Genomic DNA, 22637 nt, shown 5'->3' with positions numbered 1-22637 from the left:
TGGCGGCCGGCATCGAGATGCCTGTCAATGCGGAGGAGGCGAACGGGTGGATTTCGGAGCTGATCCCTATCCCGAGTACGCGCGGCTGCGTGAACACGAGCCCGTCCGGCACGTTCTGGAAGGCCAGGGGCTCTACGGAGTGCTGGTGACCCGGTATGAGGACGTGCGCATGCTGCTGAACGACCCCCGGATGAGCAAGGACCCGCGCAACGCGCCGGGCGATTGGCAGGAAGCGGGGAAGGGACGGCCGCTGGAGGACCGTTCCGGGCTCGGGACCCATCTGATGACCACCGACGCGTCCGAGCACACGCGGCTGCGCCGGCTGGTCTCGACCGCGTTCACCGCCCGCCGCGTCGAGGGCCTGCGCGGCCAGGTCCAGCAGATCACGGACGGGCTGCTCGACGAGATCGTGCCGGCGGGACGCGTCGACCTCGTCTCCGAGTTCGCGTTCCCACTGGCGATCACGGTGATCTGCGAGCTGCTCGGGGTGCCGGCGGCGGACCAGGACGTGTTCCAGCGCTGGACGAAGGACTTCCGCCGGTGGACGAACAAGGCCGCCGACGACCCGGGCGGCGGGGCGGGCGAGCGGCCGGTCGGCCTGCGCGACCTCCTCACGTACCTGACCGAGCTGGTCGAGATGCGTCGCCGCGAACCGGCCGACGGCCTGGTGGACGCCCTGATAGCGGCCAGGGACGCGGGCGACAGGCTGAACGAGACGGAGCTGCTGTCCATGCTCGCCCTGCTGCTGGTCGGGGGCTTCGAGACGACGGTCAATCTGATCGGGAACGGCACCCTCGCCCTCATCCGCCACCCCGACCAGCTCAAGCTGCTGCGGGAGCGACCGGAACTCCTCGATTCGGCGCTGGAGGAAATGCTCCGGTACGACGGATCGTTCGAAACGGCGACCTGGCGGTTCCCGCTGGAGCCCATCGAGATCGCCGGTACCCGCATCGAGAAGGGCTATCCGGTCCTCCTCTCCTTGGCGTCGGCCAACCGGGACCCGGGGAAGTTCATGACGCCTGACCGGTTCGATGTCGCCCGAGCCGAGAACGGGCACGTGGGCTTCGGACGCGGCGCGCACTTCTGCCTCGGTGCCCCGCTGGCCCGGATGGAGGGCCGGATCGCGTTCGAGGGCCTCCTGCGCAGGCTGCCCAACCTCGCCCTGGCCGTACCGCCCGAGCGGCTGCGCTGGCAGCGGAGCCTCACGATCCGCGGCCTGGAATCGCTGCCGGTCACGTTCGACGCCTGACCCCGCCTTCGGCGCGGGCCATCAGTGAAGGGCTATCAGTGAAGGGACTCACATGCTGAACGCTGCGTTCTTGGTGCCGACGGTGGGATCACGATGAGCCGCCGGGTCGTCATCACCGGAATCGGCGTGCGCGCCCCGGGCGGCGGCAACGCCAAGGAATTCTGGGAGCTGATCTCGTCCGGCACCTCGGCCATTCGCGCCATCACGCAGTTCGACGCGTCGGGGTTCCGCTCCCGCATCGCGGGCGAATGCGACTTCGACCCGGTGGCGGAGGGCCTGTCGGAGCGGGAGATCCGGCGGCTGGACCGGGGCGCGCAGCTCGCCGTCGCCGCGACCAGGGAGGCGATCGCGGACGCCGACCTCGACGTCCAGAAGATCGACCCGCAGCGCACCGGGACCAGCGTCGGCAGCGCCATCGGCGGCACGATGAGCGTGGCGGAGGAGTACGGCATCCTCTCCGACGGCGGCCGCGAATGGCTCCTCGACCACGAGTACGCGGTGCCGCACATGTACAACTACCTCATCCCGACGTCGATGGCCGCCGACGTGGCCTGGGAGGTCGGCGCCGAAGGCCCCGTGGCGCTGGTGTCCACGGGGTGCACCGCGGGAATCGAGTCGGTGTCCCATGCGGCGCGGCTCATCCGCGAAGGCTCGGCCGACGTGATGCTGGCCGGCGGCTCGGACGCGCCCATCTCGCCGATCTGCGTCGCCTCCTTCGACGCGGTCAAGGCGACGACGCCGCGCAACGACGAGCCGGCCACCGCGTCCCGCCCCTTCGACCGCACCCGGAACGGGTTCGTGCTCGCCGAGGGCAGCGCGATGCTGGTGCTGGAGGAGTCGGAGCACGCCAGGGAGCGCGGCGCGCGCGTCTACGCCGAGATCGGCGGGTGGGACGTGCGCGCGAACGCCTACCACATGACCGGGCTGCGGCCCGAGGGCGTCGAGTTGGCGAAGGCCATCGAGGTGGCGCTGCGGATGGCCGGGCGCACCCCCGAGCAGGTGGACTACGTGAACGCGCACGGCTCCGGCACCGCGCAGAACGACAGGCACGAGACCGACGCGTTCAAGCGGAGCCTCGGCGAGCACGCCTACCGGACGCCGGTCAGCTCGATCAAGTCCATGATCGGCCACTCGCTGGGCTCGGTCGGCTCGGTCGAGATCGCGGCGTGCGCGCTCGCCCTCGAATCCGGGCTGATCCCGCCGACGGCCAACCTGAACGAACCCGATCCGGAACTGGACCTCGACTACGTGCCGCTGGAGGCACGGCGCGCGGATCTGCGCACGGTGCTCAAGGTCGGCAGCGGGTTCGGTGGTTTCCAGAGCGCCATGGTGCTGACCAAGGGGGAGGACCGATGACCGCGACCTTCGCGGAACGCGACGCCCGCGCGGAGCGCGGGCTCCAACGCGCGGTGATCACCGGCCTCGGGACGGTCGCGCCGAACGGGTTCGACGCCGGTGAGTACTGGGACGCCGTCCTGCACGGGCGGGGCGGCATCGACCGCATCACCCGGTTCGATCCGGCGCGGTACCCCGTGAGGCTGGCGGGCGAGGTGCCCGAGTACGACGTCCGCGAGCACGTCCCCGGACGGCTGGTGCCGCAGACCGACCAGGCCACGCGGCTGGCGCTGATCGCGATGGGCGGCGCGGTCGGCGACTCCGCCCTCGACCTGGCCGGCATGCCGGGCGACCAGGTCGGCGTCGTCACCGGCATGGCCGTCGGCGGGCTCGAATACAGCCAGCGCGAGCTGGAGAAGCTGTGGCGCCTGGGCGGCGACCATGTGAGCGCCTACCTCTCGTTCTCCTGGTTCTACGCGGTGAACACGGGTCAGATCTCGATCCGGCACGGGGTGTACGGGCCCGGCGGCGTCCTGACCGGCCAGACGAGCGGGCTCGACGCCATCGGGCATGCCCGCAGGTACGTGGCCGAGGGGCTGCCGGTGGTGATGTGCGGCGCGGTGGACAGCGCGATGTGCCCGCTCGGGTTCGTGATCGAGCTGGCCGCCGGGCGGATGAGCACCGTGGCCGACCGGACGCGCGCCTACCTGCCGTTCGACTCCGCCGCGTCCGGCTACCTGCTCGGTGAGGGCGGCGCGATGTTCACCGTCGAGGAGGCCGGGCACGCACGCGATCGCGGGGCTCGGCCGTACGGCGAGATCGCCGGTTACGCCACGACCTTCGACCCGCGTCCCGGTTCGGGACGCGAACCCGGGCTGCGCCGCGCGATCGAGGCCGCGCTGGCGGACGCGGGCGTGACCCCGTCCGAGGTGGACGTGGTGTTCGCGGACGCGGCGGGCGTCGCCGAACTCGACCGCGCCGAGGCCGCCGCCATCACTCGCGTGTTCGGCCCGCGCGCGGTTCCGGTGACCGCGCCGAAGACGATGACCGGACGGCTGTACGCGGGCGGCCCGGCGCTCGACGTGGCCACCGCGTCGTTGAGCATGCGGCACGGGGTCATCCCGCCCACGATCAACGTGACCGACCCGGTCCGCTCCGATCGGCTCGACCTCGTGCTCGGCGAGCCGAGGGAGACGACCGTGTCCACCGCGTTGGTGCTGTCCCGCGGTGAGGGCGCCAACTCCGCGATGGTGCTGACGGCCGCATAGCGGGCGGCGCCTGCACCGCGGTCGCGGTGCAGGCGCCGGCGCGTACGCTCACGGCCTGCCGACGATCTCCAAAATGGCGACCGTCCAGGTGAAACCGGCGCCGACGCTGGCCAGCGCGCAGATCTGGCCGTGCTCCAGGGCGCCCTCCGAGGCGAGATGGGCCAGCCCGCCGAACTGGTCGCCGGGGCCGAGGTGGCCGACCCGCCTGCCCCACGACCAGGTGGAGCGCTGCGGGTCGATGCCGAACGGGTCGAAGTACTGCGCCCGCATACGGGTGCGGCCCAGGTTGGGCAGCACGTACCAGTCGACGTCGCCGAGCTTCACGTCCGCCTGGTCGCAGGCCCGGCCGAACGCCTCCCGCTGGCCCGCCTCGATGCGGTGGAGCAGGGCCTCAAGCCCGAGCTCGCGCACCAGGGCGTCGCTGTTGAGGCCCAGGTCGATCGGTGATCCCGCGGCCATCGGCGCGTCGCTGAACAGGTCGCCGTGGCTCCCGCGCTCCAACCCGGGGTCGGACACGGTGGCGAGCCCCCGGAGCGTGGCGAACCCGCCCCGGGTGGACAGCACCACGGCGGTGGCGCCGTCGCCGCAGACGGTGCTCGGGTCGCTGTGCCAGCGGTCGAAGCCGGGCGGGCAGTACCGGTCCGCCGTGGTGATCAGGGCGGCCGGGCGATCGTCCGCGACCAGGTAGCCCGCCGCCAGTTCCAGCGCCGCCATCCCGCCGTTGGACATCTGCCGGACCTCGATGGCCGGACACGCGCCACCACCGCAGAACCGCTGGATATAGGACGCCGGCGGCCACATGTCGTGCCCCTGGTGGTAGGCGCACGCGTGCAGGAGCAGGTGGAGGTCCTCCGGCGCCGTCCCGGCGCGGTCGAGCGCGGACCGCGCGGCCAGCACCGCCATGTCCGGCGCCGACTTCTCCGCCGAGACGCAGACCGACTCGATGCCGGTGTTCCAGACCCGCGACCGGTCGGCGAGACCGGCGCGTTCCGCCTCGTCGAGCGTCATGCGCTCGGGAAGCCACGAACTCGCGGCGGCGACGTAGAGTGCACGGCTCATCGGGGTCTCTCACAGCTTGATTCAGGTGCGCGCATTCGGACAGCGTCGTCATGTCCCGCGGAGCCTCGTTCGAGCCCCGGGCCAGGCCGCATCGCCGTCGATTGGAACTCGATCGAGTGTTTAGGCCGTCCGGCGATGTTGGGTTTCAGGACGAGGAGAAGGGCGTTTCCATGGCGACTTTTACCCTGGCGGACCTGGTGGGATACATCCGGCAGGCGGCGGGTGAGGACGAGGATTTCGACCTGGACGGCGACATCGGAGAAATCACCTTCGCCAATCTCGGCTACGACTCGATCGCGATGGTCGAGGTGGTGGTCTCGGTCGAGCGGGAACTCGGGATCAGTCTGCCGGGCGAGGGGACGGACAAGGACTCGACGCCGACGAAGTTCGTCGAGGTGGTCAACGAGCTGATGCCCGCGTCGGTCCAGCCGTAGGCGCACACCGGCGGCCCCCCGAAGGCCCCGGGAGCCCGGGGGCCGCCCCGGTCGGCCGGAGGGTCCCGGTCGGCCCGGGGGCCCGGGAGCCGGGCGGGACGGGACGTTCACCGGGCGCGAGCGACAGGAGAACCCCATGTACAACACAGACCACGAGGAACGCTTCGACAATGACGCGCCGGTGGCGGGCGAGCAGTTGGCCCTGCTCGCCCAGATCCTCAACCGGGAGACGTTCGGCGTGCTGGGCGAGGTGGTCGTCAGCCACGGTTACCGCAGCTGGGACGTGGGCACCGGGGACGGCTCGGTCGCCCGCTGGCTGGCCGCGCGGGGCGGCGTGAACGGGCACGTGGTGGCCAGCGACCTCAAACCGCAGCACGTGCCCGACCACCCGCGGATCGAGGCGATCCGCCACGACCTCACCGCCGACCCGTGGCCGGAGCCGAAGTTCGACCTGATCCACGCCCGGCTGCTGCTGATGCACCTGGTCGACCGGGACGCCATCGCGGTGAGGTTGGCGGAGCACCTGCGTCCCGGTGGCGCGCTGGTGCTCACCGACTGGGCCTGCGCCTGCGCTGACGGGAGCCTGATCAGATCGCCCGTGGACGAATACAAGGAACGCGTCTTCGATGAGTTCCACAGCGCCGTGCACAAACTCGGCGAGCAGACGGGAATGGATCTGGCCTGGGCGTCGCGCACCCGGGACGTGCTGTCCGCCGCCGGATACGAGGACATCACGGTGCGGGACTACCAGGCGCCCGGCCGGGGCGGGGAGCCGAGCGCGAAACTCGCCCGCATGCACATCTCCATGATGGAGTCCTTCCTCTTGAACCAGACCGGCCTGACCGAGGCGGACATCACCGTGATGCTGGAGACGCTTCTTGATCCGGAATTTGAGATGGTCACCAACCACGCGTACACGACCATCGTCCGGATACCGAAGTGACGTGGCCATTGCATTCGACGCTGTGACACCTCAGGAGGTCTGAGTTTCGAGGTCAAGGCGACTTGCTATCGCATGCCCGGCGGCGGGCGAGGACGGCGGGTGAGGGCTCGGCTTCGGTGTGCTCGGGTTTGGTCGGCCCGGTGTGCGAGAGTGCGGCGAGGCCGCCCGCCCATGTCGGCGGGCCGGGTCGCCGTGCCCGCCCCGGGCCGCGCCGATGTGCTCTGCCGGAGTCCGCGCCACACACCTGACGGGGCGGGCGCCGCCGTTCCGGGACCTCACGTCCCGCTCCGGGCCGACCGCGGCCGGTGGCCACCGCTCCGGCGCCGCTCGGCGTCGAGGCCGCCGTGCTCCCGGGCGGCGCCCGCGCCGGGACGGGGACCGGCCGAGGCCGCGGCGCGCGCGGATTGCGAAGCTTCAGGGATTGGGTGGTTTACGTTTCGGGCTCAACCGGATGCCGCACACCGGTTTCCCGGCTGTTAGTGGATGTTCGCCCATGACGTCGGCGGGCGTGTTTCAATCGAGGGTTAGCGGGTCTATTGTCAGGTGCTCGCGCTACGGCCCGAAGTTCGCCGCATCAGATGGTGACAGGCCCGCGCCCCGGGGAAGTACTGGCGCGGCGGCCAGGCACCCGTGACCTCCCATCCGTGCCTGAAGCAACCGCTTGGTCCCGAGGGCTCGGAATGGCGCGACGCTTGCCCTCGGCGTGGCCGAAGCTGACCAGATCCGTCCGTGTTCGGGTGCTGGATTCAGTTGAATGCGCCATGTTTGCTCATACTCCTGGCGTGCGGTAACCTCTGGATGATCATCGTTGCGAACAACGGAATCGTAGTGACAGATGTCACAGACGAGCGTTCGGGGGGGTGATGGGGATGGGGAAAGTGGCAGCTTGTGCGGCTCGGGAATTAACGGAACATCGGCCGATCGGACTCGACCGCCTGCGTCTGCTCGCGGAGCGCGAGCCGGCGGGCGGCCTCGGTCACCGGGCACGCGGAAGACCTCTGCCGGACACCATCCGCGGGGGCGGGTCCGGTGAAGGCCGCCGCCTCGTGCACGACCTCCGGCACGTCACCGTCGACGGCGCCGTCCAACGAACCCTGCGGAGCCACCTCGGCGAGGAGAGACCCGACCAGGCCACCAGCGTTGTAGTCGCCGGCCGTGTCGCGGGAGGCCGCCCGGCCTTCGCGAAGCCGGATGGCAACGGGCTCCCACCCGCCCCGGCGCGAACGCGGCTGCTCGACGGAGAGTTCTCTGTGCTCGATCTCCCGAGGATGCCCGCACCGCTGTAGGAATCGTCGTTCCCGCTGGGGGAGTGGATGATGCCGAAAGGCCACGACAGTCAGCTACGAATTGTACTGATCGACGACCACACGATGCTGCGCGAGATGATGCGCGAGGCGCTCGACGTGGAACCGGATATGGTCGTGGTCGGCGACGCGGCCAGCGGTGCGTCCGGTATCGAACCCTGCCGGACCGAACAACCCGACGCCGTTCTGCTGGACGCGGATATTTCCGGCGAGTCGGTCACCGAGACCGTGCACGCCATTCGCGCCGTAGCGCCGGGCGCCCGAATCCTGGTCGTGAGCATGACCGATGCGCCGGTGCTGCTGCGTCAATTGCTCGACTGCGGTGTTCGCGGCTATCTCATCAAGTCGGTGAGCCGCACCGACCTGGTTTCCAGTATCCGCGCGGTGTGCGCCGACGACAGCCGCATTGTGCTGCACGTGTCCGCGGACGCGCTGACCCATATCGCCTCGGCGGCGAACTATCCAGAGGTGCTCACCGAACGCGAGCTCGAAGTTCTGACACTGGTGAGCAAGGCGATGAGCAACCGGCAGATCTCACGGCGGCTGACCATCGCCGAGGGCACCGTGAAACGCCATCTGGGGGCCATTTTCGCCAAGCTGGGCGCCCGCACGAGGCTTGAGGCGGTCAACAAGGCGATCGCGGGCGGCATCATCACCCCCGCCGGGCAAGACCTTTATTGGAATCCGTAGAGACAATCCGTGGAGCGTGGCAAACCGGAGAAGGCTGCCGCGCCCTGGAGCGTGCCGCACCTTGAAACGTGCCGCGCCCCGGAGCGTGCCGCGCCCTGGAGTGTGCCGCGCCCTGAAGTACCGGGCGCACCGTCATCATCGACGGTGGCCGGTCGCTCCGCGGCGGACGGTTCCTGGCAGCCGGACCCGGCCCCCGGGTCCGGCCGCGTCGTCCTAGCTGTCGGCCGGGAGCCGCTTCGCGGCCGCGCCCGGGGTGAGCCAGTCCGACCAGGAGTCGCGTCCGGTCAGCACCTCCTGGTGCAGCCGTTGCAGCACGTCCGACGGTTCGAGCCCGAGTTCGATCGACAGTGTCTTGCGCAGGTCCTGGTAGGCGAGCAGCGCTTCGTGCCGTCTGCCGATGCTGGCCAGCGCCTTGATGAGCTGCGCGTGGTACCACTCGTTGAGCGGGTTGGTCAGCAGCATGGCCTTCAGCTCTCCGACGAGCTCCCGGTGCCCGCCGAGCATCGCGTCGGCCTGGATGCGCAGTTCCAGGGTGTGCGACCGCTGCTCCATGAGATGGACGACGTGCGCCTCGATGGCCCGTCCCGCCGTCACGTCGGCCAGCGCCGGCCCCGACCAGAGGTCGAGCGCCTGCCGGAGCAGCCGCGCCGCCGCGGCCGGATCACCGGCGGTGAGCGCGGTGCGCCCCTGCTCGGCCAGCTTGAGAAACGCCTCCAGGTCGAGCTGGTCGGGGTTCACCCGGAGTATGTAACCGGTGCCGTAGGTGCCGAGCACCTGCTCGACGGTATCGGCGGGCAGCCACGGTTCGAACTGGCGCCGTAGCTGGTAGATGTAGGTCTGCGCGGTGGGGACGGCGCTCTTGGGCGGTTTGTCGCCCCACAGCTCGTCGATGATCGCGTCGAGCGTGACGATGTTGTTCGTGCACAGGAGCAGCAGCCCGAGCACACGCCGCACCATCGGCGCGGTCGGCGTGCAGTCACCGAGATCGTTGGTGACGGTGAGGCGGCCGAGCACCTTGAATCGCAACACTGGTGAATCCTTTACCTGGTGTCCGATGGGTCGAGGCCTCGATTCAGATTCTGCCGAGCCCTTTGCCGGGCTTGCAACGCTCAGGGGCGAAGATCCCACGCCGGTGATCATGTCGGGTCGCGTCGATACAACCTTCGTCGCATTGCCATGGACGAAGAGTTCGCGTCCGGTGCTCCGGCCCGTCCCTGAGAGCAGAGTGAGAACCCGCTGCCATGACAGATAACTCCGGGATATCCAATGGTCACGACGTCGTCGCGGTGGTCGGGCTGGCGTGCCGCTTTCCGGGCGCGAACTCGCCCGGGGCGTACTGGGACCTGCTCTCGGCGGGCCGGGAGGCCGTCGGCGAGGTGCCCGCCGACCGCGCCGCGCACGTCGGCACCCGGGCGGGCCGGGCCGGGCTGATCGGCGGGGTCGCGGATTTCGACGCGGGCTTCTTCGGGGTGTCGCCGCGCGAGGCGGCGGCGATGGATCCGCGGCAGCGGCTGATGCTGGAGCTGGCATGGGAGGCCGTCGAACGCGCGGGAATCGAGCCCTCGACGGTGCGCGGCGACCGCGCGGGCGTCTTCGTCGGCGCGATGGGGGACGACTACTCCAGGCTGGTGCACGACCAGGGCGAGGGAGCGGTCGACAGCTTCACCCTGTCCGCGCTCCAGCGCGGCATCCTCGCGAACCGGATCTCGTTCTTCCTGGGGCTGACCGGCCCGAGCGCGGTGGTGGACTCGGCGCAGTCCTCGGCCCTGGTCGCCCTGCACCAGGCGTACGAGAGCGTGCGCCGGGGCGAGTCGGCGTGGGCGCTGGCGGGCGGGGTGAACCTGATCCTCGCGCCGGAGTCGACGGCGACCGCGAGCGGGTTCGGCGCCCTGTCGCCGGACGGCCGCTGCTACACCTTCGACGCGCGCGCCAACGGGTACGTGCGCGGCGAGGGTGCCGGAATGGTCGTCCTCATGCCGCTGGCGGACGCCCGCGTCCACGGCCACGAGGTGCTGTGCGTGATCCGCGGCGGCGCGGTGAACAACGACGGCGGCGGCGAGCAGTTGACCCGGCCGAGCCGGTCGGGACAGGAGAAGGTGCTGCGGCTGGCCCTGTCCGACGCCGGGTCGGACCCCGCCGACGTGGGCTACGTGGAACTGCACGGCACCGGCACACCGGTCGGGGACCGGGTGGAGTCGGCGGCGCTGGCCGCGGTCTTCGCCGACCGGGACCGCCCGCTGGTGGTGGGCTCGGCGAAGACCAACGTCGGGCATCTGGAGGGCGCGGCGGGGATCGCCGGTTTCATCAAGGCGGCGCTGGCCGTCCACCGGGGGCAGGTCCCCGCGAGCTTGAACTTCGTCGCTCCGCCGGACGACCTGCCCCTGGCCGGGCTGGGCATCGAGGTCGCCACCGAACTGCGCGGGTGGCCGCGCGACGGGCTGCGGGTGGCGGGTGTGTCGTCGTTCGGGATGGGCGGGACGAACTGCCACCTGGTGCTCGCGCAGGCCCCCGATGCGGCACCGGGCGAAGGGGGCCGTCCCGAGAGCGCGGGCACGGTCCCCTGGCTGGTGTCCGGCGCCACCGCCGAGGCGTTGCGCGCCCAGGCCGCCCGGCTGGCTGAGCACGTCGCCGCATCGGACGCCCCCCGTCCGCTCGACATCGGATTCTCGCTGGCCACCACCCGCGCCGCGTTCGCGCACCGCGCCGCCGTGTTCGGCGCGGACGCGGCCGAACTGGTCGGCGGCCTGACCGCGCTCGCGGCGGACCGTCCCGCGCCGAACGTCGTGTCGGGCGAGGTCTCCGAGGGCGGCACGGCGTTCATGTTCACCGGGCAGGGTGCGCAGCGAACCGGTATGGGACGGCGGCTCCACGCGGAGTTCCCGGTGTTCGCCGAGGCCCTCGACGCCGTGTGCGCGGAACTCGATCCGCTGCTGGACGCGGAGCTGCGGGAGATCATGTGGTCCGACGCCGCCCCGCTGGAGGAGACCCGGTTCACGCAGGCGGCCTTGTTCGCGCTGGAGACGGCGCTGTTCCGGCTGGTGGAGTCGTTCGGAGTGCGTCCGGATCACCTGATCGGCCATTCGATCGGCGAGGTCACCGCCGCGCATGTCGCGGGGGTGCTGTCGCTGCCCGACGCCTGCGCGCTCGTCGCGGCGCGCGGCCGGTCGATGCAGGCGGCGCCGGCCGGAGGGGCGATGGTGGCCGTCAACGCGGCCGAGGACGACGTGCGGGCGCTGCTCCCCGTCTCGGGGGTGGGCGTCGCGGCGGTCAACGGCCCCGGTTCGGTCGTGATCTCCGGCGACACCGGACCGGTGCTCGCGCTGGCGGAAGCCTTCCGGGCCACGGGGGTGAAGACCAAGCGGCTCAACGTCAGCCACGCCTTCCACTCCCACCACCTCGACGGGATCCTGGACGAGTTCGCCGACGCCGTCAGCGGGCTGGCCTTCCACGCCCCGCGGATCCCGATCGTCTCGAACCTCACCGGGCGCTTCGCCGAGACGGCCGAGCTGACCGACCCCGGCTATTGGAAACGCCACATCCGTGATGCCGTCCGCTTCGCGGACGGAATCCGCACCCTCCGGGACGCGGGCGTCTCCCGGTTTCTCGAACTCGGCCCCGAGCCCGTACTCGTCGGAATGGCCAGGGAAACGCTCGCCGACAACACCTCGGCAATGGCCTCCACGCTGCGGAGCGGGCAGGCCGAGGTCCGCACGCTTCTGAGGGCGCTCGGAACCATGCACGCGGCCGGCGCCGTCGTGGACTGGACGCCGCTGACGAACGGCGGCCGCAGAGTCGCGCTGCCCACGTACGCCTTTCAGCGCCGTCGCCATTGGATCGGTGAAACGCGGGAGGCCGAACGCGCGGCGCAGCCGCTGCCCGTCCGCGATCGCGAGGGAGTGCGCGACCAGGTGCGCAGGCACCTCGCGGCGGTTCTGGAATACGACACGGTCGACATGACGACGTCGTTCAAGGACCTCGGGCTCACCTCACTGACCGCCGTCGAGTTGACCGACGGGCTTTCCCGCGAACTCGGGCTGGTCCTGTCCGGATCGCTGGTGTTCGACCATCCGACCGTCGAGCGGCTTGCGGCATACCTGCACGCGGAACTCACCGGTGCGGACAACGCGGTGAGCATCGTCGCTCCCGCATCGGCGGGGAGGGGGGAGCCGATCGCCGTCGTCGGTATGGGCTGCCGTTTTCCCGGTGGTGTCCGGTCGCCGGGCGAACTGTGGGATCTGACGCTGTCGGGGCGCGACGCGATATCGGAACTGCCGCGAGACCGGGGCTGGAACCTGGACGACCTGTTCGACGCGGACCCGGCGGCCTCCGGCCGGGCCTACGTCCGGCATGGGGGCTTCCTCGACGGCGTGGGGGAGTTCGATGCCGCGTTCTTCGGGATCTCGCCGCGTGAGGCGTTGGCGATGGATCCGCAGCAGCGGTTGTTGCTGGAAACGGTGTGGGAGACGTTGGAGCACGCCGGGATCGAACCGGGCTCGCTGCGCGGCAGCGATACCGGTGTGTTCATCGGCGCCATGGCGGGTGACTACGGCCCACGGTTGGACAGTCCGTATGGAGGCGTCGACGGATATGTCCTCACCGGTACCGCCGGAAGCGTCGCGTCCGGCCGGGCGGCCTTCTTCCTTGGCTCGGAAGGGCCGGCGGTGACGGTGGACACGGCGTGTTCGTCGTCGCTGGTGGCCTTGCATCAGGCCGCCCAGGCGCTGCGGAACGGGGAATGCTCTCTGGCGTTGGCCGGCGGCGTGACGGTGATGTCTTCGCCGGGGATGCTGGTGGAGTTCTCGCGGCAGCGCGGGTTGTCCGTGGATGGGCGGTGCAAGGCGTTCGGGGCGTCGGCCGACGGCACCGGCTGGGGCGAGGGGGCCGGTTTGGTGCTCCTCGAACGCTTGTCGGACGCTCGCGCCAACGGTCATCGGGTGTTGGCGGTGTTGCGGGGTTCGGCGGTGAACCAGGATGGCGCGTCGAACGGGTTGACCGCGCCCAATGGTCCTTCGCAGCAGCGGGTGATCCGCCGGGCGCTGGCCAACGCCGGGCTCACCGGCGCCGATGTCGACGCGGTCGAGGGGCACGGCACGGGCACCAAGCTCGGGGACCCGATCGAAGCGCACGCGCTGCTGGCCACCTACGGCAACGAGCATTCGCCGGATCAGCCGCTGTGGCTGGGCTCGCTGAAATCCAATGTCGGCCACACGATGGCGGCGGCGGGCATCGGCGGCGTCATCAAAATGGTCGAAGCCCTGCGGCATGGCGTGCTGCCACCCACTTTGCACGCCGACGAGCCGACCCCTCAGGTGGACTGGAGCAGCGGCGGCGTCCGGCTGCTCACCGAGGCCCGTGAATGGCCTTCGCTCGGTCGGCCGCGTCGAGCGGGGGTGTCGTCGTTCGGTATCAGCGGCACCAACGCCCACGTGATTCTGGAGCAGGCACCACAACCGGAACAGGTCACCTTGGAGCCTTCTGCGGAGGGGCCGGTGGGGTGGGTGCTATCGGCCCGCTCTGAGGAGGCGTTGCGGGCGTATGCGGGACGGATCGCCGCAGCCGCCGACTCGGACCTGTCTCTCGCCGACGTCGCCGCGACACTGGCCGCGCGCACGGCTTTCGAGCACCGCGCCGTCGTGGTCGGCACCACCCGCGAGCAGTTGCTGGCCGGGCTGGCATCTCTGGCCGAGGGTGAACCCTCGGAGGCTGTCGTGACCGGGGTCGCCGGGAGCGGTAAGTGCGTGTTGGTGTTCCCGGGCCAAGGTTCGCAATGGGATTCCATGGCCCGCGACCTCTATGCGGCTTCCCCTGTGTTCCGGAACCGTCTCGACGAATGCGCGCACGCCATCTCGGCCCACGTCGATTGGGACCTGTTGCAGGTTCTGCTGGCCGACGACGGCGCGCCGCTTCTGTCACGGGTGGATGTGGTGCAACCGGCGTTGTTCGCGGTGATGGTGTCCTTGGCCGCGCTCTGGGAATCCCACGGACTCCGTCCGGCCGCAGTACTAGGACACTCGCAAGGAGAGATCGCCGCCGCATGTGTCGCCGGAGCGTTGTCGCTGGAGGACGCGGCGCGTGTCGTGACGCTGCGCAGCCAGGCGATCCGTGCCCTGGCCGGGCAGGGCGGCATGGTCTCCATCGCGCTGCCGGTCGACCAGGTCCGGCCCCGCCTGAAGCAGTGGAACGGTGACATCGGCATCGCCGCGATCAACGGCCCAGGGGCCACCGTGGTCTCCGGTGGCGCTCACGCCCTCGATGAGTTGCAGGCAGTTTTTGAGGACGAGAGCACTCGCACCTGGCGCATTCCCGTCGACTACGCCTCGCACTCCCCGCACGTCGACCAGATCCGCGAGGAGCTACTGAACCTGCTCGCCCCGATCAGCCCCCGGCCCAGCGACGTCCACTTCTACTCCACGGTGACCGGGCAGCGGATCGACACCACCGAGTTGAACGCCGACTATTGGTTCCGCAACCTTCGCGGCACGGTCGAGTTCGAGGCCACCACACGGCGGCTTCTCAAGGACGGCTACGACACCTTCATCGAGTCCAGCCCCCACCCCGTCCTGGCGCCCGGGGTGCAGGACACCATCGACACCACAGATACCCCGGCCCGCAGCATCGCGACGCTCCGCCGCGACGAGGGTGACCTGACCACCTTCCTGCTCGCCACCGGACACGCCTTCACCGCCGGCGCCGGCACCGCCCACCACCACAGCGGCGGCCACGCCACCCTGCCCGCCTACCCCTTCCAACGCGACCGCTACTGGCTCACACCCAGCCGGGGCGATGTCAGCAGCGCGGGCCTGACCACCGCCGACCACCCACTACTCACCGCCGTCACCGAAGGCGCCGCCAGCACGGTCTTCACCGGCCGGATCTCCCTGACCACCCACCCCTGGCTCGCCGACCACAAGGTCGCCGAGACCATCGTGCTGCCCGGCGCCGCATTCATCGAACTCGCGTTCTTCGCCGCCGACCATGTCGACTGCGGCACCATCCGCGAACTCACCGTCCAGACGCCGCTCCTGCTCCCCGAACACGGCGCCCTGCGACTACGCGTGGAAGTCGGAGAGCCCGCACCCGGCGACGAGGCGCGGCCCATCCGCATCGACGCCCGCCCCGACACCGGCACCGACACGCCCTGGACCAGCCACGCCACCGGCCTCCTCGACACCCGGACGCCCCCCGCCGACTGGGACCTCACCGCCTGGCCCCCGCCCGGCGCACGCCCCCTCGACCCTTCCTACGAAGCCCTCGCCACCCTCGGATACCACTACGGCCCGATCTTCCAAGGGCTCCAGAAGATGTGGCGCCACAATGACCACGTCTACGCCGAGATCACCCTCCCCACCGAGCCCGACACCTTCGACATCCACCCCGCGCTCCTCGACGCCACGATCCACGGCGCCCTGATGGGCCAGGTCCTGCCGAACGACGGCGGGATACGGCTGCCCCACACCTGGGAAGGCGTGACGCTGCACGCATCCGGCGCGTCCACACTGCGGCTCGCGGTGTCGCCGGTGGGGGACAACGCGCTCCGGCTGCGCGCGGCGGACGGTGCCGGAGCGCCCGTCGTCGGGGTGACCTCCCTGGCCATGCTTCCGGCCGACGTCGCCGACCTCGGCGCCCCGGCCGCGAACCACGACTCCGTCCTGCACCTGGAATGGGTACCCGCGCCGACGGCGCCCGCGGAGCCGCCCACCCGGATCGCGCTGGTCGGCCATGACCCGTTCGGCCTGCGCGCGGTGACGGGGACCGTTGATCGGCATGAGGCCGCCGAGCTGTCCGAGCTGCCCGACGGCTCGCGCGACGTGGTCGTGTGCATCGCGGGTGACGACGCGCCGGACGTTCCCGAAGCCGCCCGAACGGTGCTGAACGACGCGCTCGACCTCGTCCAGGTGTGGCTGTCCGACGACCGGTTCGCGGACGCGCGGCTGGTCGTCGTGACCCGGCACGCGGTGATGACCGGACGCGGCGAGCCCGCCCCCGATCTCACCACCGCACCCGTCTGGGGGCTGCTCCGCTCCGCGCAGACCGAGAACCCCGGGCGGCTCGTGCTGGTCGACGTTGAGGACGATGGTCGCTCGCTCGCCGCGCTGCCGTCCGCGCTGGCCGGTGGCGCCGCCCAGTGCGCGCTGCGCGACGGCCAGGTCCTGGTGCCGAGGCTGGCCAAGGCCGGTTCAGAGGACCGACCACGGGTAGCGGAAGGTGTACCCCGGCGCCTGGACGGCGGCACCGTGTTGATCACCGGCGGCACCGGAACGCTCGGCGGGCTGTTCGCCCGGCACCTGGCCGCGAAGCACGGGGTGAGGGACCTGTTGCTGGTCTCGCGGCGTGGAGGGGACTCCCCCGGAGCCGCGGGCCTGGTCGCCGAGCTGTCCGGACTGGGCGCCGAGGCGACGGTCGCCGCCTGCGACGTCGCCGACCGGGACGCGCTCTCCGCGCTCATCGCGCAGATCCCCGCCGACCGCCCCCTCACCGGCGTGGTCCACGCGGCGGGGGCCCTGGACGACGGGCTGATGACCGGGATGACGCCGGCGCGGCTCGACGCGGTACTGCGGCCCAAGCTGGACGCGGCGTGGAACCTGCACGACCTGACCAGCGACCTCGGGCTCTCCGCGTTCGTGCTGTTCTCCTCGATCATGGGCACGATCGGCAACGCGGGCCAGGGAAACTACGCCGCCGCGAACACCTTTCTCGACGCGCTCGCCCAGCACCGCCACGCCACCGGACTCCCGGCGACCTCGCTCGCCTGGGGCCTCTGGGGCGAGCGCAGCGAACTGACCGGCGACCTGGGCGATGCGGACATCGCTCGGATGGCCCGCACCGGGCTGAAACCGCTGCCATCGGACGAGGGCGTCGCGCTGTTCGACGCTGCGCTCGCCTCCGGTGAGGTCAACGCGACTCTGGCCGCGCTCGACCTGGACCGGTTGCGCGCACAGGCCCGGGAGGCGAGCCTGCCCGAGGTGTTCCGCGGACTCGTCCGGACGCGGCGCGCGGCCACCTCGGTCACGGCGGCCGGCACGTCGCTCGCCGACCGGCTGGCCGGACGCCCGGCCGAGGACGTCGATCGCGAGCTGCTCGAACTCGTGCGCTCGCACACCGCCACCGTGCTCGGCCACGCCGGTGCGGGCTCCGTGCAGCCGGACGTCGCGTTCCGGGAACTGGGCGTCGACTCGCTGTCCGGGATGGAGCTGCGGAACCGGCTGAACGACGTCACCGGGCTGCGGCTGCCGTCCACCGTGGTGTTCGACCACCCGACCCCGTCGGCACTGGCGGTGCTCTTGCGCGGCGAGCTGCTGGGCGAGGTCGTCCACGTCGCCGCCCCGGCGGCGCCGGCCCCGGCGGGGAGGGGGGAGCCGATCGCCGTCGTCGGTATGGGCTGCCGTTTTCCCGGTGGTGTCCGGTCGCCGGGCGAACTGTGGGATCTGACGCTGTCGCGCCGGGACGTCATCGGCGGGCTGCCGCGAGACCGGGGCTGGGACCTGGACGACCTGTTCGACGCGGATCCGAGGCGCACCGGCAAGAGCTACGTCGACAAGGGCTACTTCCTCGACGGCGCGGGGGAGTTCGATGCCGCGTTCTTCGGGATCTCGCCGCGTGAGGCGTTGGCGATGGATCCGCAGCAGCGGTTGTTGCTGGAAACGGTGTGGGAGACGTTGGAGCACGCCGGGATCGAACCGGGCTCGTTGCGCGGCAGCGATACCGGCGTGTTCATCGGCGCGCTGTCCCAGGATTACGGGCCGCCGATGCACGAGGGTTCGGTGGAGGCCGACGGATACGTTCTGACCGGCACCAGCGGGAGCGTCATCTCGGGTCGAGTGGCGTTCTTCCTGGGTTCGGAAGGCGCGGCGGTGACGGTGGACACGGCGTGTTCGTCGTCGCTGGTGGCCTTGCATCAGGCCGCTCACGCGGTGCGGAACGGCGAGTGTTCTCTGGCGTTGGCCGGCGGCGTGAGCGTGATGTCCTTGCCGGGAGTGCTGGTGGAGTTCTCGCGGCAGCGCGGGTTGTCCGTCGATGGGCGGTGCAAGGCGTTCGGGGCGTCGGCCGACGGCACCGGCTGGGGCGAGGGGGCCGGTTTGGTGCTCCTCGAACGCCTGTCCGACGCTCGCGCCAACGGTCATCGGGTGTTGGCGGTGTTGCGGGGTTCGGCGGTGAACCAGGACGGCGCGTCGAACGGGTTGACCGCGCCCAATGGTCCTTCGCAGCAGCGGGTGATCCGCCGGGCGCTGGCCAACGCCGGGCTCACCGGCGCGGACGTCGACGTGGTCGAAGGCCACGGCACGGGCACCCGGCTCGGCGACCCGATCGAAGCGCAGGCCCTACTCGCCACCTACGGAAAAGAACACTCGCTCGACCGCCCCCTGTGGCTGGGCTCGCTGAAGTCGAACGTCGGCCACACGATGGCGGCGGCGGGCATCGGCGGCGTCATCAAAATGGTCGAAGCCCTGCAACGCGGCGTGCTGCCGCCCACTTTGCACGCCGACGAGCCGACCCCGCACGTGGACTGGAGCAGCGGCGGTGTCCGGCTGCTCACCGAGGCCCGCGAATGGCCTTCGACCGATCGGCCGCGCCGTGCGGGGGTGTCGTCGTTCGGTATCAGCGGCACCAACGCCCACGTGATTCTGGAGCAGGCACCACAATCAGAGTCGGCCACCGAGGAGCCGTCCGAGGACGGGCCAGTGGGATGGGTACTCTCAGCCCGAACCCAGCAGGCGTTGCGAGCCTATGCATCACGGATCGCCGCAGCCGCCGACTCGGACCTGTCTCTCGCCGACGTCGCCGCGACGCTGGCCGCACGCACGGCTTTCGAGCACCGCGCCGTCGTGGTCGGCACCACCCGCGAGCAACTGCTGTCGGGACTGACCTCGCTGGCGGAGGGCGTCCCCTCAGACGACGTCGTCACCGGGACGGCCGGTGAGGGCAAGTCCGTGCTGACGTTCCCCGGCCAAGGTTCGCAATGGGATTCCATGGCCCGCGACCTCTACGCGACCGCCCCCGTGTTCCGGAACCGTCTCGACGAATGCGCGCATGCCATTTCCGCCCACGTCGATTGGGACCTGCTTCAGGTATTGCTCGACGACGACGGCGCGCGGCTCCTCACCCGGGTGGACGTGGTGCAACCGGCGTTGTTCGCGGTGATGGTGTCCTTGGCCGCGCTCTGGGAATCCCACGGCCTCCGTCCGGCCGCCGTGCTGGGGCATTCGCAAGGGGAGATCGCCGCCGCATGTGTCGCCGGAGCGTTGTCGTTGGAGGACGCCGCGCGCGTCGTGACGCTGCGCAGCCAGGCGATCCGTGCCCTGGCCGGGCAGGGCGGCATGGTCTCCATCGCGCTGCCGGTCGACCAGGTCCGGCCCCGCCTGAAGCAATGGAACGGTGACATCGGCATCGCCGCGATCAACGGTCCCGGAGCCACCGTGGTCTCCGGCGGCGTCCAAGCCCTCGATGAGCTGCAAACACTTCTAGAGGCCGATGACGTCCGGACCTGGCGCATTCCCGTCGACTACGCCTCGCACTCCCCGCACGTCGACCAGATCCGCGAGGAGCTACTGAACCTGCTCGCCCCGATCAGCCCCCGGCCCAGCGACGTCCACTTCTACTCCACGGTGACCGGGCAGCGGATCGACACCACCGAGTTGGACGCCGACTATTGGTTCCGCAACCTTCGCGGCACGGTCGAGTTCGAGGCCACCATCCGGCGGCTTCTCAAGGACGGCTACGACACCTTCATCGAGTCCAGCCCCCACCCGGTGCTGGTCCCCGGTATCCAGGACACCATCGACGACACCGCCGCGTCCGCCCGCAGCATCGCGACGCTCCGCCGCGACGAGGGTGACCTGACCACCTTCCTGCTCGCCGCCGGACACGCCTTCACCGCCGGCGCCGGCACCGACCACCACCACAGCGGCGGCCACGCCACCCTGCCCGCCTACCCCTTCCAACGCGACCGCTACTGGCTCACACCCCACCCCGTCCGGGGCGATGTCAGCAGTGCGGGCCTGACCACCGCCGACCACCCGCTGCTCACCGCCGTCACCGAAGGCGCCGCCAGCACGGTCTTCACCGGCCGGATCTCCCTGACCACCCACCCCTGGCTCGCCGACCACAAGGTCGCCGACATCACCGTGCTGCCCGGCGCCGTCTTCATCGAGCTGGCGTCCCATGCCGCCGACCACATCGGCCACGGCGTGATCCGCGAGCTGACCACCCACACCCCGCTCCTGCTCCCCGAACACGGCGCCCTGCGACTACGCGTGGAGATCGGAGAGCCCGCACCCGGCGACGAGGCGCGGCCCATCCGCATCGACGCCCGCCCCGACACCGGCACCGACACGCCCTGGACCAGCCACGCCACCGGCCTCCTCGACACCCGGACGCCCCCTGCCGACTGGGACCTGAGCACCTGGCCCCCTACCGGCGCACGCCCCCTCGACGTCTCCTACGACACCCTCGCCACCCAGGGGTACCACTACGGTCCGACGTTCCAGGGCCTCCACCAGATCTGGCGCCACAACGACCGCGTCTACGCCGAGATCACCCTCCCCACCGAGCCCGACGCCTACACGATCCACCCCGCGCTCCTCGACGCCGCACTCCACGCCGCTTACGGCGACGGCCCCGGGCTGGCGACGACCTGGCGCGGCGTCGCGGTGCACAGCGTCGGCGCGACGATCCTGCGGGTGCGGATCAGCCCGAACCAGGCCGGGTCGGTGTCGATCCTGCTGGCCGACAGCGTGGGCGACCCGGTCGCCGAGGTCGGCGGAGTCAGCATCACCCCGACGGATTCGGGGCAGTTGCAGGCGGCCAAGGCCGCGCAGCTCCACGCGCTGTACCGGGAGGCGTGGGTCGACCACCACGACGCGAGATCCCTGCCGCGCAAGGCGAGCTGGGCGGTCATCGGCCCGGACGCGCTCCTCGCCGTGGCGGGGCTGGCGGCCGCAGGCGTGCAGGCGGAGGCATTCCCGGAACTCGGCGCCCTGGCCGGAGCCGTGCCGGACCACCTCGTGTTCAGCGTCCCGCCGGACGGGGAGGTCGGCGCCACCGCACGGGAGGCGTTGCGCCAGGTGCAGGCCCTGCTGGAGACGGAGACGCCGGCCTCGGCGACGGCGGTGTTCCTGACCACCTCGGCGGTACCGGCGTTCGATGACGCCGCCGTCGACATCGCGGGCGCGGCGGTCTCCGGCCTGCTCCGGTCCGCGCAGGCGGAGAACCCCGGCCGCTTCGTGCTCGTCGACATGGACGCGGACGAACGCTCCTGGCGAGTCCTACCGAGAGCCGTGATGTTCGGCGAGCCGCACCTGGCTCTGCGCGAGGGGAAGGTCAGGGTGCCGAGGCTCGTACCGGTCAAGCCGAGCAGCGACACGGAGCGGCCCACCGAACCTGACACCACCGTGGTGGTCACCGGCGGACCCACCGCGATGGGTGAGTGCTTGGCGCGGCACCTGGCCTCCGCACATGGAACACACCGGGTCGTGCACACCGACGCCAGGAACCCGGCACTGCGCGAGCTGATCGACGGCCTACCCCCAGGCCGTCCGCTGAGCACGGTCGTCCACATACCGCAGCCGCCGCCGGGCGACCTGACGACCCCCGATTCGCTCGCCGAAACCCTGCGCGCGACGGTCGCGGCCGTGGAGATCCTCGGGCGGGAGGCCGGGAAGGCCACCGTCGTCCTGTGCTCCTCGTTCGCCGGGACCGCGGGCGGCGGAACCGCGGCCGAAGCCGCCTCCGCCGCCGCCCTGGACGCGCTCGCCCGGCGCCGCCGCGCGGGCGGCGCCCCGGCGGTGTCGCTGGCCTGGGGTCCGTGGGCGCTTGGCGACGAACCGCCCGGTGCTCGGATCGCGGGAGTCGGCGTGCTGGGAGAGTCGGAGGCCGTCGCGCTGTTCGACGCCGCCCGCCTCGCGAGCGAGCCCGTGTTGATCCCGGCCAGGCTGGACCTGGACGATCTCGCCCGGCAGGCCAGAACCGGGACGGCGCTGCCGCCGGTGTTCAGGTCGCTCGTCAGGACCACCGCCAAACGCACCGCGCGCGGAGGCGCGGTCTCCACGACATCGCTACGGCAACGGCTCGCGGCGATGGCGGAGGCCGACCGGGACGAGGCGCTGTCCGACCTGGTCTGCACGCATATCTCGGAGGTGCTCGGGCTCGGGCCGGCGAACGTCGTGCGGCCGAACCAGGTCTTCCGGGAACTCGGGTTCGACTCGCTGTCCGTTCTCACCCTGCGGAACCGCCTGAAGTCGGCGACCGGCCTGCTTCTGGATTCCTCGTCCATTCTTCAGCACTCGACACCGGGCGAGCTGGCTCGGCACCTCAAACAGGCCCTGCTCGAAACCTGATGGGTCGGGCCTCTCACCACCC

10 protein-coding genes are annotated in these 22637 nt (G+C 71.2%); 7 read left to right on the top strand and 3 right to left on the bottom strand.

All coding sequences use genetic code 11. The features are described 5' to 3' along the window. Positions 1-46: 46 nt before the first annotated feature. The 3 genes from KLI87_RS40845 to KLI87_RS02190 all read left to right on the top strand — a co-directional run bounded on the left by KLI87_RS40845 (position 47) and on the right by KLI87_RS02190 (position 3852). Positions 47-1249: a cytochrome P450 gene (locus tag KLI87_RS40845; protein WP_214615636.1), complete on the top strand. Its 1203-nt coding sequence runs from the start codon at positions 47-49 to the stop codon at positions 1247-1249. 93 nt (positions 1250-1342) lie between these two features. Beyond that, entirely contained in the window at positions 1343-2605 is a 1263-nt protein-coding gene (locus KLI87_RS02195) for a beta-ketoacyl synthase (protein WP_214615635.1), read from the top strand. Then, positions 2602-3852, top strand: a complete 1251-nt coding sequence (locus KLI87_RS02190) for a ketosynthase chain-length factor (RefSeq protein WP_214615634.1) — start codon at positions 2602-2604, stop codon at positions 3850-3852. The genes KLI87_RS02195 and KLI87_RS02190 overlap by 4 nt, the downstream gene beginning before the upstream one ends. Positions 3853-3900: 48 nt before the next feature. Here the strand turns inward: KLI87_RS02190 and KLI87_RS02185 are convergent, their stop codons facing one another. Next, complete coding sequence (locus tag KLI87_RS02185; protein WP_156217182.1) at positions 3901-4911, bottom strand: ketoacyl-ACP synthase III family protein; 1011 nt, start codon at positions 4909-4911, stop codon at positions 3901-3903. Between the two features lie 170 nt (positions 4912-5081). On the opposite strand from KLI87_RS02185, the gene KLI87_RS02180 reads away from it, so the two are divergent. After that, on the top strand, positions 5082-5345 hold the full coding sequence (locus KLI87_RS02180) for a phosphopantetheine-binding protein (RefSeq protein WP_156217183.1): 264 nt from the start codon (positions 5082-5084) through the stop codon (positions 5343-5345). A 136-nt stretch (positions 5346-5481) separates the two neighbouring features. Next, positions 5482-6288, top strand: coding sequence for a class I SAM-dependent methyltransferase (locus tag KLI87_RS02175; protein WP_214615633.1), 807 nt, complete (start codon positions 5482-5484; stop codon positions 6286-6288). Positions 6289-7190: 902 nt separating this feature from the next. On the opposite strand, the gene KLI87_RS02170 is transcribed toward KLI87_RS02175, so the two are convergent. Further along, a complete protein-coding gene (locus KLI87_RS02170; RefSeq protein WP_214615632.1) occupies positions 7191-7394 on the bottom strand; it encodes a hypothetical protein in 204 nt (67 codons plus the stop codon). A gap of 207 nt (positions 7395-7601) precedes the next feature. Between KLI87_RS02170 and KLI87_RS02165 the strand changes: the two genes are divergently transcribed. After that, complete coding sequence (locus KLI87_RS02165; RefSeq protein WP_156217186.1) at positions 7602-8282, top strand: response regulator transcription factor; 681 nt, start codon at positions 7602-7604, stop codon at positions 8280-8282. Between the two features lie 213 nt (positions 8283-8495). Here KLI87_RS02165 and KLI87_RS02160 read toward each other — a convergent pair whose 3' ends face one another. Next, on the bottom strand, positions 8496-9311 hold the full coding sequence (locus KLI87_RS02160) for an AfsR/SARP family transcriptional regulator (protein ID WP_214615631.1): 816 nt from the start codon (positions 9309-9311) through the stop codon (positions 8496-8498). Positions 9312-9523: 212 nt separating this feature from the next. Between KLI87_RS02160 and KLI87_RS02155 the strand changes: the two genes are divergently transcribed. Next, on the top strand, positions 9524-22615 hold the full coding sequence (locus KLI87_RS02155; protein ID WP_214615630.1) for a type I polyketide synthase: 13092 nt from the start codon (positions 9524-9526) through the stop codon (positions 22613-22615). The last annotated feature ends 22 nt before the right edge of the window (positions 22616-22637 follow it).

Source organism: Actinomadura sp. NEAU-AAG7, from assembly GCF_018603865.1.
GTDB classification, from domain to species: Bacteria; Actinomycetota; Actinomycetes; order Streptosporangiales; family Streptosporangiaceae; genus Spirillospora; species Spirillospora litoris.
Note: the sequence above shows the minus strand (reverse complement) of the source record. Positions and strands in the feature narration are given on the sequence as shown.

What these genes read in the sequence shown, in the direction of transcription:
- KLI87_RS02190 (WP_214615634.1), top strand. Translation starts at nt 2,602, where the DNA reads ATGACCGCGACCTTCGCGGAACGCGACGCCCGCGCGGAGCGCGGGCTC.
- KLI87_RS02185 (WP_156217182.1), bottom strand. Translation starts at nt 4,911, where the DNA reads ATGAGCCGTGCACTCTACGTCGCCGCCGCGAGTTCGTGGCTTCCCGAG.
- KLI87_RS02175 (WP_214615633.1), top strand. Translation starts at nt 5,482, where the DNA reads ATGTACAACACAGACCACGAGGAACGCTTCGACAATGACGCGCCGGTG.
- KLI87_RS02165 (WP_156217186.1), top strand. Translation starts at nt 7,602, where the DNA reads ATGATGCCGAAAGGCCACGACAGTCAGCTACGAATTGTACTGATCGAC.
- KLI87_RS02155 (WP_214615630.1), top strand. Translation starts at nt 9,524, where the DNA reads ATGACAGATAACTCCGGGATATCCAATGGTCACGACGTCGTCGCGGTG.
- KLI87_RS02180 (WP_156217183.1), top strand. Translation starts at nt 5,082, where the DNA reads ATGGCGACTTTTACCCTGGCGGACCTGGTGGGATACATCCGGCAGGCG.
- KLI87_RS02195 (WP_214615635.1), top strand. Translation starts at nt 1,343, where the DNA reads ATGAGCCGCCGGGTCGTCATCACCGGAATCGGCGTGCGCGCCCCGGGC.